The sequence below is a fragment of the Ferruginivarius sediminum genome (assembly GCF_003344765.1).
GTDB lineage: Bacteria > Pseudomonadota > Alphaproteobacteria > Kiloniellales > Rhodovibrionaceae > Ferruginivarius > Ferruginivarius sediminum.
Genome location: NZ_QPMH01000007.1, coordinates 139,083 through 153,136 on the forward strand (window position 1 = coordinate 139,083; position 14,054 = coordinate 153,136).

The 14,054-nt window shown below is 66.2% G+C and carries 13 protein-coding genes; 7 read left to right on the forward strand and 6 right to left on the reverse strand.

Translation table 11 applies throughout. From position 1 onward, the window contains the following. The first annotated feature begins 6 nt into the window (after positions 1–6). The 5 genes from trpD to lexA all read left to right on the forward strand — a co-directional run bounded on the left by trpD (position 7) and on the right by lexA (position 4,484). Positions 7–1,047, forward strand: coding sequence for an anthranilate phosphoribosyltransferase (gene trpD / locus DRB17_RS09800; RefSeq protein ID WP_114582017.1), 1,041 nt, complete (start codon positions 7–9; stop codon positions 1,045–1,047). A 14-nt stretch (positions 1,048–1,061) separates the two neighbouring features. After that, complete coding sequence (gene trpC / locus DRB17_RS09805; protein ID WP_114582018.1) at positions 1,062–1,877, forward strand: indole-3-glycerol phosphate synthase TrpC; 816 nt, start codon at positions 1,062–1,064, stop codon at positions 1,875–1,877. 13 nt (positions 1,878–1,890) lie between these two features. Beyond that, complete coding sequence (gene moaC, locus DRB17_RS09810; protein ID WP_114582019.1) at positions 1,891–2,370, forward strand: cyclic pyranopterin monophosphate synthase MoaC; 480 nt, start codon at positions 1,891–1,893, stop codon at positions 2,368–2,370. Further along, positions 2,370–3,584: a molybdopterin molybdotransferase MoeA gene (locus DRB17_RS09815; RefSeq protein WP_114582020.1), complete on the forward strand. Its 1,215-nt coding sequence runs from the start codon at positions 2,370–2,372 to the stop codon at positions 3,582–3,584. Before moaC ends, DRB17_RS09815 begins: the two co-directional genes overlap by 1 nt. 192 nt (positions 3,585–3,776) lie before the next feature. Beyond that, on the forward strand, positions 3,777–4,484 hold the full coding sequence (gene lexA, locus DRB17_RS09820; RefSeq protein WP_114582077.1) for a transcriptional repressor LexA: 708 nt from the start codon (positions 3,777–3,779) through the stop codon (positions 4,482–4,484). Here the strand turns inward: lexA and DRB17_RS09825 are convergent. Next, complete coding sequence (locus DRB17_RS09825) at positions 4,478–6,625, reverse strand: ComEC/Rec2 family competence protein (RefSeq protein ID WP_114582021.1); 2,148 nt, start codon at positions 6,623–6,625, stop codon at positions 4,478–4,480. The two genes, lexA and DRB17_RS09825, sit on opposite strands and share 7 nt — an antisense overlap. 181 nt (positions 6,626–6,806) lie before the next feature. Here DRB17_RS09825 and gltX point away from each other — a divergent pair, with 181 nt between their 5' ends. After that, positions 6,807–8,216, forward strand: a complete 1,410-nt coding sequence (gene gltX, locus DRB17_RS09830; RefSeq protein ID WP_114582022.1) for a glutamate--tRNA ligase — start codon at positions 6,807–6,809, stop codon at positions 8,214–8,216. A gap of 118 nt (positions 8,217–8,334) precedes the next feature. Continuing rightward, positions 8,335–9,669: a citrate synthase gene (gene gltA, locus DRB17_RS09835; RefSeq protein WP_114582023.1), complete on the forward strand. Its 1,335-nt coding sequence runs from the start codon at positions 8,335–8,337 to the stop codon at positions 9,667–9,669. Between the two features lie 69 nt (positions 9,670–9,738). Here the strand turns inward: gltA and lpxB are convergent, their stop codons facing one another. The 5 genes from lpxB to lpxD are packed head-to-tail and all read right to left on the reverse strand — an operon-like array spanning position 9,739 to position 14,049. Next, positions 9,739–10,935 (reverse strand): lipid-A-disaccharide synthase, encoded by a 1,197-nt coding sequence (gene lpxB, locus DRB17_RS09840; RefSeq protein ID WP_114582024.1) that lies wholly within the window; start codon positions 10,933–10,935, stop codon positions 9,739–9,741. Next, a complete protein-coding gene (locus DRB17_RS09845) occupies positions 10,935–11,762 on the reverse strand; it encodes an LpxI family protein (RefSeq protein WP_114582025.1) in 828 nt (275 codons plus the stop codon). Before DRB17_RS09845 ends, lpxB begins: the two co-directional genes overlap by 1 nt. Further along, positions 11,752–12,555 carry an acyl-ACP--UDP-N-acetylglucosamine O-acyltransferase gene (gene lpxA / locus DRB17_RS09850; RefSeq protein WP_114582026.1) on the reverse strand — a complete coding sequence of 268 codons (804 nt, stop codon included), beginning with the start codon at positions 12,553–12,555 and terminating at the stop codon, positions 11,752–11,754. The genes DRB17_RS09845 and lpxA overlap by 11 nt, the downstream gene beginning before the upstream one ends. Continuing rightward, positions 12,555–13,025: a 3-hydroxyacyl-ACP dehydratase FabZ gene (gene fabZ, locus DRB17_RS09855; RefSeq protein WP_114582027.1), complete on the reverse strand. Its 471-nt coding sequence runs from the start codon at positions 13,023–13,025 to the stop codon at positions 12,555–12,557. Before fabZ ends, lpxA begins: the two co-directional genes overlap by 1 nt. Continuing rightward, positions 13,018–14,049 (reverse strand): UDP-3-O-(3-hydroxymyristoyl)glucosamine N-acyltransferase, encoded by a 1,032-nt coding sequence (gene lpxD / locus DRB17_RS09860; protein ID WP_114582028.1) that lies wholly within the window; start codon positions 14,047–14,049, stop codon positions 13,018–13,020. Before lpxD ends, fabZ begins: the two co-directional genes overlap by 8 nt. Between the last annotated feature and the right edge of the window lie 5 nt (positions 14,050–14,054).

The following is a 14,054-nucleotide window of genomic DNA, read 5'->3' on the forward strand; positions in this document are numbered from 1 at the left end:
CCCGGCATGAACGGCGACATGACAGACCTGAAGGCCCTCATCGACGTGGTCGCGGCCGGCCGCTCCCTCTCGGCGGCGCAGGCGCAGCAGGCCTTCGAGATCATGATGACGGGCAACGCCACCCCCTCGCAGATGGGCGGCTTCCTGATGGCCCTGCGCGTGCGCGGCGAGACCGTCGACGAGGTCACCGGCGCGGCCCGGGCGATGCGCGGCAAGATGACGGCGATCCAGGCGCCCGCCGGCGCCATCGACACCTGCGGGACGGGCGGCGACAGGGCCGGCACCTATAACGTTTCCACGGCCACGGCTTTCGTCGTGGCCGCCTGTGGCGTGCCGGTGGCGAAGCATGGCAACCGGGCCGTTTCGTCGAAGTCGGGTGCCGCCGACGTCCTGAAGGAACTGGGCGTCGAGCTTGAGGCCGAGATGCCGTTGATGGAACGCGCGTTGCGCGAGGCCGGAACCTGTTTCCTGCTGGCCCCACGCCACCACAGCGCGATGCGTCATGTCGGGCCGACCCGCGTGGAGCTCGGCACGCGAACGATCTTCAATATCCTGGGGCCGCTCTCCAACCCCGCCAAAGTAAAGCGTCAGATCGTCGGCGTCTACGCCAGGGAGTGGGTGGAGCCGCTGGCGAACGTCCTGAAGAACCTGGGTCATGAGCGGGCCTGGGTTATCCATGGGGCCGACGGGCTGGACGAGTTGAGCACCACGGGCGCATCCTTCGTGGCGGAGTTGAAGGACGGCCGGATCGATACCTTCGAGGTGACGCCGGAACAGGCCGGCTTGGCGCGTGCCAAGCTGGCCGACCTCAAGGGCGGCACGGCCGAGCGCAACGCCCATGTCATGCAGGCGATGCTGGATGGGGAGCCCGGCCCGTTCCGCGACATCGTACTGCTTTCCGCCGCCGCCGCGCTCCACGTCGCGGACAAGGCGCGCGATCTGCGCGAAGGCGCGGAGATGGCGGCAGAGGTGATCGACAACGGCCGCGCCCGGCAGGTGCTGCAGCGGTTGGTCGCCATCACGAACGAGCACGAGTCCGGGCAATAGGCGGGAAGCGCGCGATGAGCGATGTGCTGCGGAAAATCTGTGACGACAAGCGCGAGCACGTGGCGCGCCGAAAGGCGGCCGAGACGCTTGGTTCGCTGGAGCGGCGCGCCCGGGCGATGGATACGCCGCGTGGTTTTGCACGCGAGCTTGCCCGCCGCGCGCGGGAAGACGAGGTCGCGCTTATCTGCGAAATCAAGAAAGCATCGCCGTCCAAGGGCTTGATTCGCGACGATTTCGACCCGCCAGCGCTTGCCCGCGCCTACCGCGATGGCGGCGCGGCCTGCCTCTCGGTGCTGACAGACGAGCCATACTTCCAGGGTCGGGACGAATACCTGATGGCCGCGCGAAAGGCGGTCGAACTGCCGGCGCTGCGCAAGGACTTCATGCTGGACCCGTATCAGATCGTGGAGTCCCGCGCCCTTGGCGCCGACTGTGTGCTGCTGATCCTGGCCGCGCTGGAGGATGGCCAGGCGGCGGAGCTTGCCGCCACCGCATATGAGTGGGACATGGACGTGCTGCTGGAGGTACACGAGGGGGCCGAGCTTGAGCGCGCGCTGCGGATCGAAGGCAATCTGATCGGCATTAATAATCGCAATCTCAAGACATTAAATGTCAATCTTGACACCACGCGGGAACTCGCCGCCCGCGTTCCGGACGACCGCATGCTGGTTTGCGAAAGCGGCCTTTATACCCGCGACGACATCCTGGAAATGCGGGGCCACGGTGCGCGCGCCTTCCTGATCGGCGAGTCGCTGATGCGGCAGCCCGACGTCACAGCCGCCACCGCCAAGCTGCTCGGCCTGCCGCCGATGCACCGGCGCAGCGCCTGAAGGAGACCCAGCGATGAGCGGTGAGTTCACGCATTTCGACGCCGAGGGCAAGGCCCGCATGGTCGACGTCTCGGCCAAGGCTGAGACGGAACGCACGGCGGTCGCCAAGGGACGCATCCTGATGAGCCCGGAAACCGCCCGCCTGATCCGTGAGGGCGCGGTCAAGAAGGGTGACGTGCTGTCCGTGGCGCGGCTGGCCGGCATCATGGGGGCCAAGCGCACGCCCGACCTGATCCCGCTATGCCATCCGCTGCAGCTTTCGTCCGTCGCCGTGGACCTGACGCTCGACGATGCCGAGAGCGCGGTCGAGGTCACCGCCACCTGCAAGATCGCCGCGCGAACGGGCGTCGAGATGGAGGCGCTGACGGCCGTGTCGGTCGCCGTGCTGACCGTCTACGACATGTGCAAGGCGGTCGATAAGGGCATGCGCATCTCGGACATCCGGCTGGTGCACAAGTCCGGCGGCAAGTCGGGCACTTACGAGGCGGCCTGATGCAGCCGGTCGAGGACGCCCGCGCGCGCATCCTGGCCGCCTTCGCGCCGCTGCCCGCGGAGACGGTGAACGTCGCCGAGGCCCTGGGCCGCGTGCTGGCCGAGGATCTGACTTCTCGCGTGACGCAGCCGCCCAAAAACCTCTCGGCGATGGACGGCTACGCCGTGCGCGCCGCCGATGTGGCCGAGGCGCCCGTGACGCTGCGCGTCGTCGGCGACGTGCCGGCGGGCAGCCACTATCCCGGTGCGCTGGACGTGGGAGAGGCGGTGCGCATCTTCACCGGCGGCCCCTTGCCGGCTGGTGCGGACACGATCGTCATTCAGGAGAACGCGACGCGGGACGACGACCGCGTCACGATCCACCAGGGTGCGGCCGCCGGCACCTATGTGCGCCCGGCGGGCCTCGATTTCACCGCGGGGCAGATCGGGATTTGCGCGGGCCGTCGGCTGACGTCCCGCGATGTCGGTCTGGCGGCGGCGATGAACCGGCCGTGGCTGCGCGTCCACCGCAGGCCGCGCGTAGCCATCCTGGCAACCGGTGACGAGATCGTGCTTCCTGGCGATCCGCTGATGGAAAACCAGATCGTCAGCTCGAACGGCTTCGCGCTTGCCGCTTTTGTCCAGGCCTGCGGCGGCGAGCCGCTGCACCTCGGCATCGCGCCGGACGATGCTGCCGCGCTGGGCGACATGATCGATGGCGCCAGGGGCAGCGACATGCTGCTTACCTCTGGCGGTGCGTCGGTGGGCCAGCACGATCTCGTGCAGGACGTGCTGCGGCGAAACGGCGCCGAGATCGACTTCTGGAAGATCGCCATGCGGCCGGGCAAGCCGCTGATGTTCGGCCGTCTGGGCAATACCCCCGTGGTCGGCCTGCCCGGGAACCCGGTCTCCAGTCTCGTCTGTGCCGCGATCTTCGCACGCCCCGCCATCGCGCGCATGCTGGGCCAGGAGAGCCCCGTCCCGGAAAGTGCCCGTGCCGTACTGGGCTGCGACCTTCCGGCCAACGACAGGCGGCAGGATTACCTGCGCGCAAGGCTCGAAACCGACGGCAACGGCAAGCAGGTCGCCACCCCCTTCAACAAGCAGGACAGCTCCATGCTGACCCGCATGGCACGAGCCGATTGCCTTGTCGTGCGCCCGCCGGAAGCGCCCCCCGCAAAGGCGGGCGATGCCGTCGAGATCGTTCCTTTTGGCGGGGGGCACCTGGAAATCTAGCCCGTCACCAGGAAATCGCTTGACCGCCACCTGGAACTAAAGTAGAACATACCCGCGAACGTTGATGTTTTGTTCCTAAATATTGGGGGCAAGCCGGGCAACAGCCGCAGGATGTAGGTTGGCCAACAACCGCAGGCAGCACGGCGGTATATGGGCGGAACGCAGCGCCTGGCAAATTGGGAACGCGGCCATATGTTGACACGCAAACAGCACGAACTTCTGCTCTATATCCATCGCCACCTGAACGAGTACGGCGTTTCGCCCTCGTTCGACGAGATGAAGGATGCCCTCGGCCTGAAGTCGAAGTCCGGCATCCACCGCCTGATCAGCGGGCTGGAGGAGCGCAAGTTCCTGCGGCGTCTGCCCCATCGGGCCCGTGCGCTGGAAGTGCTCCGCCTGCCGGAGAACACCGCCGCGTCGGCCACGAAGAACGCCACGAGCGACCCGAATTCGAACGTGGTACAGGCCGACTTCCGTGGTGCCTCGCCCGACCAGATGGCGCGCGCACGGGGGTTGGAGGCCGTTCAGCTCCCGCTTTACGGACGCATCGCGGCGGGCACGCCGATCGAGGCGCTGCGCGACGAGTCCGCTTTCGTGGATGTGCCGGGCTCGCTGCTCGGTCGCGGCGATTATTACTGCCTTGAGGTCGAGGGCGATTCGATGGTCGACGCGGGCATCCTCGACGGCGACACCGTGATTATCGAGCGCTGCGATCGTAGCGAGAACGGCAGCATCGTCGTCGCCCTTGTCGATGGGGAAGAGGTGACGCTGAAGCGGATCCGTCGGCGCGGCCAGTCGGTTGCGCTGGAGCCGGCCAATCAGGCCTACGAAACCCGCATTTTCCCGCCCGGCCGCGTCAACGTGCAGGGCCGTCTAGTAGGTCTCGTGCGCCGCTACTGATTGCGTCGACGCGTGCGGACCCACGGACGGCTACCGCGATGATCGCGCACCGATAGAGTTATGGGCGGTCCGCGCGAGAGCCACAGAGCATGCGCGCCGTCGCGCCAGAGATCGAAGCGGTCGACCACCACGACGGGACCCGGACAATCGTGGCGGTCCACGGGATCGGTGCTGATCAGGATGGTCGCGACGCGGCAATCCTCGGGCAGCGCTCTTCCATCCTCGACCAGTGCCACGGTGTTGCCATGCAGACGGTAGATGCAGCCCAGGCTGTCACAGGCGATGGCATCCATTGGGCCGGCTGTGTCGAAAGCCCGCGATTCCTTCGCGCCGGCGCGTCGCCGCCAGACATCGGCCGTGAAGCGCTCGCGCCGTTCGCTGGACAGCCACATCGTTCCATCCGCCCCGCGTACGGCCATGAGGCGTCCGTCGCCACTTACCAGCACGTCCGGCGGGCGCACGAAGGCCAGGGCCGCCGCACCACAGGCGACAGGAACAAGCCCCAGCAGACGCCAACGCCGGCTCCACAGGCATAGCCAGATCCCGCCGATGGCGACGAGGCCGAGGGCCCAGACCGGGGCGCTAGGCACGCTCACGGCCGATCCCGGCCACGCAGAGACGGTCCCGGCTATCATGAGAAGCGCATCGAGGCCCCAGCCAAGCGGCGTCAGAGCCACGGCTTCCAATCCAAACGGTATCATCAGAAAGGCTGCAAGCGCCCAGGGCATGATCCAGAATGCGGTGAGCGGCACCGCAACGATGTTCGCGGCCAAGCCGAACACGGCCACGCGATTGAAATGAAACGCCGCGAATGGCGCCGTGGCCGCCATTGCCACCAGCGAGGTGAGCGCAACGCCACCTATGTACAGAAGCGCCCGGCTCAACATGCCGCCCTGCCCCGCCCTGGCAGGGATACCGGCACGATTGCGCAACGTTTCGTACGCTGCCACAAGCGCGGTCACCGCCGCGAACGACATCTGGAAGCTGGCGCCGAGCAGTGCTTCCGGACTGAACAGCAACACCGCCATCGCGGCCCACGCAACGAGCCGCATGGTCAAAGCCCGGCGATCCAGGGCAACCGCGAGCAGCACCAGACCCGTCATGGCAAAGGCGCGTTGCGTCGGAACGGTGGCGCCCACCAGCAGCATGTAGCTGGCGGCGGCCATGATCGCCACCGCCGCCGCCCACTTCTTGATGGGCCAGCGCAGCGCGACGGCGGGGATAAGTGCCAGCAACGCGCGCACCGTAAAGAACACGATGCCGGCCACGAGCCCAAGGTGAAGGCCAGAGATGGCCAGCAAGTGCGCCAATCCCGACTGGCGCATGTCCTCGCGCGTGCCTTCGGAAATGGCGCCGCGCTCGCCCGTCATCAGCGCGGCTGCCACCGCGCCGCTCTCCGCCGGCAAGCCGTCTCGCACCCGCGCTGCAATGTCCCGGCGCAGGCCCGCCCACCATTCGCGCCACTGTGTCCACGGTCCCGCCGGCGGACTCGACAGCCGCTCGACACGGCCCAGCGCGAAACCGACGCCGCCCAGGCGCTGAAAGAATGCGCGGCGCGAGAAATCGAAGGCGCCCGGTGCGGCGGGGGCTGGCGGCGGCTGCAGTACGGCCAGCAGACGAACCCGATCGCCCGGAACTATTCCCGGTGCCCCGGCGGCGACCGTTGTCCGTACGCGCGCCGGCGTATGCGAAGGCGGCAGCCCTTCGATCTCGGGACTGGCGAGCAGGATCCGGTCGCCACGCCGTCGCGGCTCCACCTCCACGACGCGCCCGATGACGTCCACGGCCCGCAGCTCGTCGTGCAGGATCGGGGCCGCTACCTGCTGCGTGCGGAGCTGCGCCGCAGCGAAGCCGCCAAATACAGCCGCCAGGGCGAGAGCGGCGAACATCGGCCCAGGCTGCAGCCGGCCGGCGACGGCGAGCAACAGGGCAAACGCCAGACCGGCCGTGCCAAGCCAGACCGGCGGCTCGCTTGCCAAGGTAAAATAGAAGGCGATTCCCGTGCCGAATCCGACGGGTAGCCAAAGCGGCCAGCGTTCGCGCTCCTTAAGGAGCTGCATGGCCAGCCGGCGAGCGGCGTTGGCGGCGGCCTCGGTAAGGGCGCCGCCCGCCAGGGAATGGTCGGCTACGCGTTGTCGCATCGGTGTTGCACTGGGTTGGTGTCGTCACACTAAAGTATGCAGTCGATACGGGAAAGAGCGTGGACATGGCGTGACCGGCGGCGCTGTGGTACATGAGCGGCGCAATCGCGCCCGAGCGGCCTAGAGCCTCGCGCGCCTTTCGCACCTTTGGGACGATCCACCAGAAGGACGGATTCCGACGATGAGTGTGGTTACCCGTTTCGCGCCTTCGCCGACTGGCTACCTCCATATCGGCGGTGCCCGGACAGCGCTGTTCAACTGGCTGTTTGCGCGCCACCACGGCGGTAAGTTCCTGCTGCGGATCGAGGACACGGACCGGGCGCGCTCCACCCCGGCGGCGATCCAGGCGATCCTGGACGGTATGCGCTGGCTGGGCCTGGACTGGGACGAGCCGGAAACCTATCAGTCGGCCCGGGCGGAACGGCATGCGGAGGTGGCTTACAAGCTGCTCGAACAGGGCCGGGCCTACCGCTGCTATGCCAGCAAGGAAGAGCTGGAAGAGATGCGGCAGAAGGCGCGCGCCGAAGGCCGGCCCATTCGCTACGACGGCCGCTGGCGTGACCGCGATCCCGCGGAGGCGCCGGCGGACGTGACCCCCGTCGTGCGAATCAAGATGCCGCTTGAGGGGGAGACGGTCATCGAAGACCGCGTACAGGGCCAGGTCACCGTCAACAACGAGCAGCTCGACGACATGGTGCTGCTGCGCGCAGACGGCTCGCCGACCTATATGCTTTCGGTGGTGGTGGATGACCACGACATGGGCGTGACCCACGTCATCCGCGGCGACGACCATCTGACCAACGCCTTCCGACAGTATCAGCTCTACCGCGCGATGGACTGGGAGCCGCCCGTCTTCGCCCACATCCCGCTGATCCATGGCCCGGACGGCGCCAAGATGTCGAAGCGCCACGGTGCCGTCGGGCTGGAAGCCTATCGGGAACAGGGATACCTGCCGGAAGCCCTGCGCAACTACCTGCTGCGTCTTGGCTGGGGCCACGGGGACGTCGAGATCATCTCGACGGAGGAAGCCGTCAGGCTATTCGACCTGGACGGCGTCGGCCGCTCCGCGGCGCGCTTCGATTTCGACAAGCTCGCCAACTTCAATGGCCACTACATTCGCGAGGCCGAGGACAGCCGCCTGACCGAGGATGTCACGCAGCGCCTCGAATCCCGTTTGGGACGAAGCGTGACAGCGGAAGAGCGCGGACGGTTGCTGCGGGGCATGGATGGTCTCAAGCAACGCGCAAAAACTCTGGTAGAACTCGCTGAGAACGCTGAATTTTATGTGGCCCGGCCGCAGGCGTTGACCCCCAAGGCGGCTAAGCAGCTCGACGACGACGCGCGCGGCCGGCTTGCTCGCCTGCAAGTTCGCCTCGACGGACTGGACGACTGGTCCGAGACCGCGATCGAGGAGGCCGTGCGCCGCTTTGCCGAGGACGAGGACCTGAAACTCGGCAAGGTGGCCCAACCACTGCGCGCGGCCTTGACGGGCAGCACGGTATCGCCCGGCATCTTCGAGGTCATGGCCGTGCTCGGGCGAACGGAAACACTGGCGCGTCTGGCCGCGCAGGCCGCGCCGGCCGAAGCTTGAGCGCCGCAATGGCGTGGGACGGCCAGCGTTGATCGCAACCGCGGTAGTCTCTATGCTGCATTGCAGCTAATTTAGCCATTAAGAGCCTTTCATTCTCACACTTTCGAGGAACAGGCCCATGGATCAGAGCAAAGCGGCGACCCGCGCGCCGAAGGCGGGCGAGAAGACGGCAACGCTCACTGACAATTCAACCGGCGAAAGCTGGGAGCTTCCGATCATCGAGGGCAATATGGGCCCGCGCGTTTACGACGTGCGCAAGCTCTACGCCGAAACGGGCGCTTTCACTTACGACCCTGGATTCACATCCACCGCAAGCTGCTCGTCTGCCATTACCTTCATCGATGGCGGCAAGGGACAGCTCATGCATCGCGGCTATTCCATCGAGGACCTCGCCGAGAAGAGCGACTTCATGGAGGTGTGCTACCTGCTGCTGCATGGCGAACTGCCTTCGCACGCGCAGAAAGCGGAATTCGAGCAGGCCATCACGTATCACACGATGCTGCACGAACAGATGCTCTACTTCTTCCGGGGCTTCCGCCGTGATGCGCATCCGATGGCGGTGATGGTCGGCGCGGTGGGCGCGCTGTCGGCTTTCTACCACGACTCGACGGACATCACCGATCCGCACCAGCGCATGGTGGCCTCGCACCGGCTGATCGCGAAAATGCCGACGATCGCCGCGATGGCCTACAAATTCTCGGTCGGCCAGCCGTTCATCTATCCGCGCAACGATTTGAGCTATGCCGAGAACTTCCTCTACATGACCTTCGCGGTCCCGGCCGAGGAGTACAAGGTCAGCCCGACGCTGGCGCGGGCGATGGACAAGATCTTCATTCTTCATGCCGACCACGAGCAGAACGCCTCGACGTCGACGGTGCGGATCGCCGGCTCGTCAGGCGCCAATCCCTTCGCCTGCATCGCAGCCGGAATCGCCAGCCTGTGGGGCCCGGCACACGGCGGCGCCAACCAGGCGGTGCTGGAGATGCTGCAGGAGATCGGCCACAAGGACCGTATCCCCGAGTTCCTGGAGCGGGCGAAGGACAAGAACGATCCCTTCCGCCTGATGGGCTTCGGTCACCGCGTCTACAAGAATTACGACCCCCGGGCCGCGGTCCTGCGGAACAGCGCGCACGAGGTGCTGGACGAGCTGGGCAAGCGGGACGATCCGTTGCTCGATCTTGCGATGGAGCTGGAGCGGATCGCGCTGGAGGACGAGTACTTCGTCAGTAAGAACCTGTTCCCCAACGTGGACTTCTATTCCGGTATCATCCTGAAGGCGATGGGATTCCCCAGTTCCATGTTCACGGTGCTCTTCGCGCTTGCGCGCACCGTCGGCTGGGTGGCCCAGTGGAAGGAAATGATCGAGGATCCGGGCCAGAAGATCAGCCGCCCGCGCCAGCTTTACACAGGCTACGGGCCGCGCGATTACGTGCCTATGGATCAGCGGGATTGAGCCGCCAGCCATCTTTCGCGGCGGATCGATCCAAAGGCGCCGGGGGTGGCTCCCGGCGCCTTTTGCGTTTCAGGCTGTTGGCCCGGTCCGCGTCTGCCAATCGGTCACTGTTTCGAGCACGGCGCGTGCCGCCCGACGGCTGGGTGGGAGGCCGCCAAGACCAAGCGCTTCGGCGGCCAGGCGACAATCCCTGACATAGTCTGCCCGGATCGCCGCATCCGCCAGCAACGGCCGCAGTGCCTCGGCCAGTTTGTCCGGGGTGCAGTTTTCCTGCAGCAGTTCGGGTTGGACCTCGCGATCGAGGACGAGGTTGGGCAGGCTGGCGAAGCGTACCCGGATCAACCGCCGGGCAAGGAATGCCGTGACCGGATTTACACGGTAAGCGATGATGGCCGGCAATCCCGCCACGGCAAGCTCCACCGCAACCGTTCCCGACGCCGCGATGGCGGCCTGCGAGGTCGCGAAGGCCGCGTATTTTTCGTCGGTGCCCGCCACGACGGTTACCGGCACCGTCCAGCCGCGCGAGCTCCGTTCGACCGTTCGTCGAACGCCGGCAACGGTGGGAACTACCACCTGAAGGCCGGGCAGGCTTTCGGCAAGCAGGCACGCCGTCTCCTCGAAAACCGGCAACAGGCGCGCCACCTCCCCGCCCCGGCTGCCGGGAAGCATACACACGATCGGGGCGTCGGCGGGAATTCCATGCTCGCGTCGGAACGCGGCACCGTCATGCGCCTGCCCCGCAACCTCGACAACGGGGTGGCCAACAAAAGTCGTGCGCAGGCCGTGACGCTCGAATATCGGTGGCTCGAACGGCAAGAGCGCCAGGAGATGGTCGACACAACCAGCCATCTGCTTAGCCCGCCACGGCTTCCACGCCCAGACTTGCGGCGCCACATAGTGGATCCGCGGCCGCCTGATCCCGGAAAGACGCTTCAACACCCGTAGGCCGAAACTTGGGCTGTCGATGGTTACAACGGCATCGGCGCCGGAGGTGCGCACCGCCGCCACAACCTCCCGCAGCCGCCGCAGGATCCGGCGTAGATGCGGAACCACCTCCGCCAGCCCCATGACGGCGAGTTCCTCCATCGGGAACAGGCTCTGCAGCCCTTCCCGCGCCATGCGCTCGCCGCCAACGCCGGCGAAGCGCACCTTGCCACCGGTTTCCGTCTTCAGCGCAGCCATCAGCCGGGCACCGAGCTGGTCGCCCGAGGGCTCACCCGCGACCAGGAAAATCAGCGGACCGTCCGAGTTACGCTCGCGCGCCATCAGCCTTTGTCCACGGCCACACCGACGACGAACAGCCCGGCGGCATCGGCCGCGGCCACAAGGTCGTCAGGCTCCATGACGATGGTCGCACCCGCCTCGACGGCGATTCCGCGCAGGCCTGCCTTTGCCGCACCCTCGACGGTATGTCGTCCGACCGTCGGCAAATCCGCCCGATCGTCCTGCCCCGGCTTCTTGATCTTGACGAGAACGCCGCCAGGTCCGGGCCGGCGCAGCTCGCCGCAGCGTTGCAACAGCCTGTCCGTCCCCTCTATGGCCTCGACCCCAAGGACGATGCCCTGCTGCACGACAACGGCCTGGCCGATGTCCTGACGGCCGAGGTCGCCCGCGATCTGAAGCCCGCGGCGAATGTCCCGCCATGCGTCTTCATCGGGCTGTTCGCGTCCCCAGACACCCTCGGAAGCCAGAATGTCGCCGAGGATGTCGTGAACGCCGATGACGCGGAACCCTTCTTCCTCCAGCAGGTCCATGACGGCGCGTAGTAGGCCATCGTCGCCGAGTGCCTTTGCGCCGACCCGGCTCAGGAACCGCGCGGCCGTCAGGTCGGGCCGCAACTCGCTGAAGCTGGGCCTGCGGACTGGGCCGGCCAGGACCAGTTCCTCGCATTCCGCACCACGCAGGGCTTTCACGGCCTTCCCGGCCGCTCCCATGCGAATCCTGATATGCGGAACGTCCCCCTCAAGCGTCGCGGCGTCGGTCTGTCCGTCCAGCGCCACGACGAATACCGCCCGCCCCTGGGCATGACAGGCCTCGATGATGCGGCGCGGCAGCGTGCCACCGCCGGCGATCAGGCCCAATTTACCCGGCATTGCCCTGCTGCGGATGGCATAGCGCGCGGTCGGCGTCCGTCCGGATGAATTCGACCACCTGGGACACAGCCTCGACATCGCCATAGCGCGCCGCGACGTCGTCCAGCCGCTCGCGGAACGTCGGCGCGTCCTGCTCGAACAGGGTTTGATAGGCGCCGCGAAGGGTTTGCAGGTCTGTTCGCGCCATCCCCCGCCGCTTCAGACCGATGACGTTCAACCCGTTCAACCGTGCGCGATTGCCCATTGCAAGACCGAAAGGAATGACGTCGTGCTCCACCCCGGACATGCCGCCGATCATGGCGCCGTGTCCAATCCGCACGAACTGATGCACGGCCGACAGGCCGCCGATCAAGGTGTCGTCGCCCACCGTAACGTGTCCGCCCAGCGTCGCGTTGTTGGCCATCACGACGCGGTCACCAACGATGCAATCATGGGCGATGTGCGTCGCAATCATCAGCAGGCAGTTCCGTCCCACGCGCGTGATTCCACCACCGCCAACAGTCCCGGGGTGCAATGTGACATGCTCGCGGATGACTGTGCCTTCGCCGATGACAAGCCGGGTGACCTCCCCCGCATACTTCATATCCTGCGGAGGTGTGCCGACCGCTGCGAAAGGATAGACGCGGCAGCGCGCACCCACCTGGCTATGGCCCTCGACGACCACGTGGCTTTTCAGCACGACCTCGTCGCCTAGCTCGACATCCGGCCCGACAACGCAGTACGGGCCGATCGATACCCCTTCGCCGATACGAGCGGCAGGGTCGACGATCGCTGTTGGGTGGACGTCGGCCATCAGTCGTCTCTGATCATGGCGGAAAACGTCGCCTGGGCGACGAGCGCGCCCTCGACCCTGGCCTCGCCCTTGAACTTCCAGACATTGCCGCGATTACGCAGCTTACTGACGTGAACGCGCACGCAATCGCCCGGAAACACGGGCTTGCGGAAGCGTGCCTCGTCCACCGTCATGAAATAGACCAGCTTACCCGCGGCCTCGCCCTCGAGCGTTTCGACGACGAGGACAGCCGCGGTCTGCGCCATCGATTCCACGATGAGCACGCCCGGCATGACCGGCTGGCGCGGAAAGTGACCGATAAAGTATGGCTCGTTGATCGAGACATTCTTGATACCGACGGCGCCGACGTCCTTTTCGATGTCGACAACACGGTCGATCATGAGAAACGGATAGCGATGCGGGATCATTTCCATCACCCGCATGATGTCGGCTGAAGTCACCTCGGTCATGGTACCGGTTTGCTCACTCATCGCTCTTGCCTTTCGCCTTCAGCAAGCGCTGCCAGATACTAACAAGGCGGAAAAAGTCCCGCACAGGCATGGCCGGGGCGCCGGCAACCTTCTGGCCCGCCGGAACATCGCGCATGACGCCGGACGTCGCGGCGATCTGTGCACCCCTGCCTATTCGAAGGTGTCCGGCAACGCCGGCCTGGGCGGCGACCACGGCGAAATCCTCAAGTACGCTGCTTCCCGCGATGCCGGCCTGAGCAACGACGACGCAGCCACGACCCACCTGCACGTTGTGCCCGATCTGCACGAGATTATCCAGCTTACTGCCCGCCCCGATCACCGTGTCCGGCCCAGCCCCGCGATCGATCGTCGAGTTGGCGCCGATTTCCACATCCTCCTCGACGATGACGCGGCCAAGCTGCGGCACATCAAGGTAGGGAAAATCGGACATGTCGAAGCCGAATCCGCGCTGCCCGATGCGTACACCGGGATGGATACGCACACGCGATCCGACAAGGCAATGGCTGAGCGAGGCGTTCGCCCCCACAATGCAATCGTCGCCGATGACCACACCCTCGCCGATCACGGCATTGCCGTCGATATGGCAGCGTTCTCCGATTTGCGCGTTGCTGTTGACAATGGCCCCCGCTTCCACTGTCGTGCCTGTGCCGAGCGCCGCGCGGGGATCGATATGCGCATGGTCGTCTACGCGACCCAGCGGTGGCGGTTCCGGGTGGAAAGCCGCCGCTATTCGGGCGAAAGCCCGGTAAGGCTTACTTGTAACAAGCAGCGCCATGCCCGCGGGCGCGTGATCGGCGTAAGTGGGATCCACGACACAGGCGCCGGCCTTGCTTGCCTGGAAATCAGGCAGGTATCTTTTGTTGTCTAAAAAGCTAACGTCTTGGGCCCGCGCAGCGGACAGCGGTGCCACATCCTCGAACTCACGGGCCGCGTCCGATGCATTCGCCAGCGTCGCTCCTGAAATTTCCTCCAGACGATTCAAGGAGTACGGACCAGCGAGCTCGAAAAAGCGGGCATCCGCCATGGGCC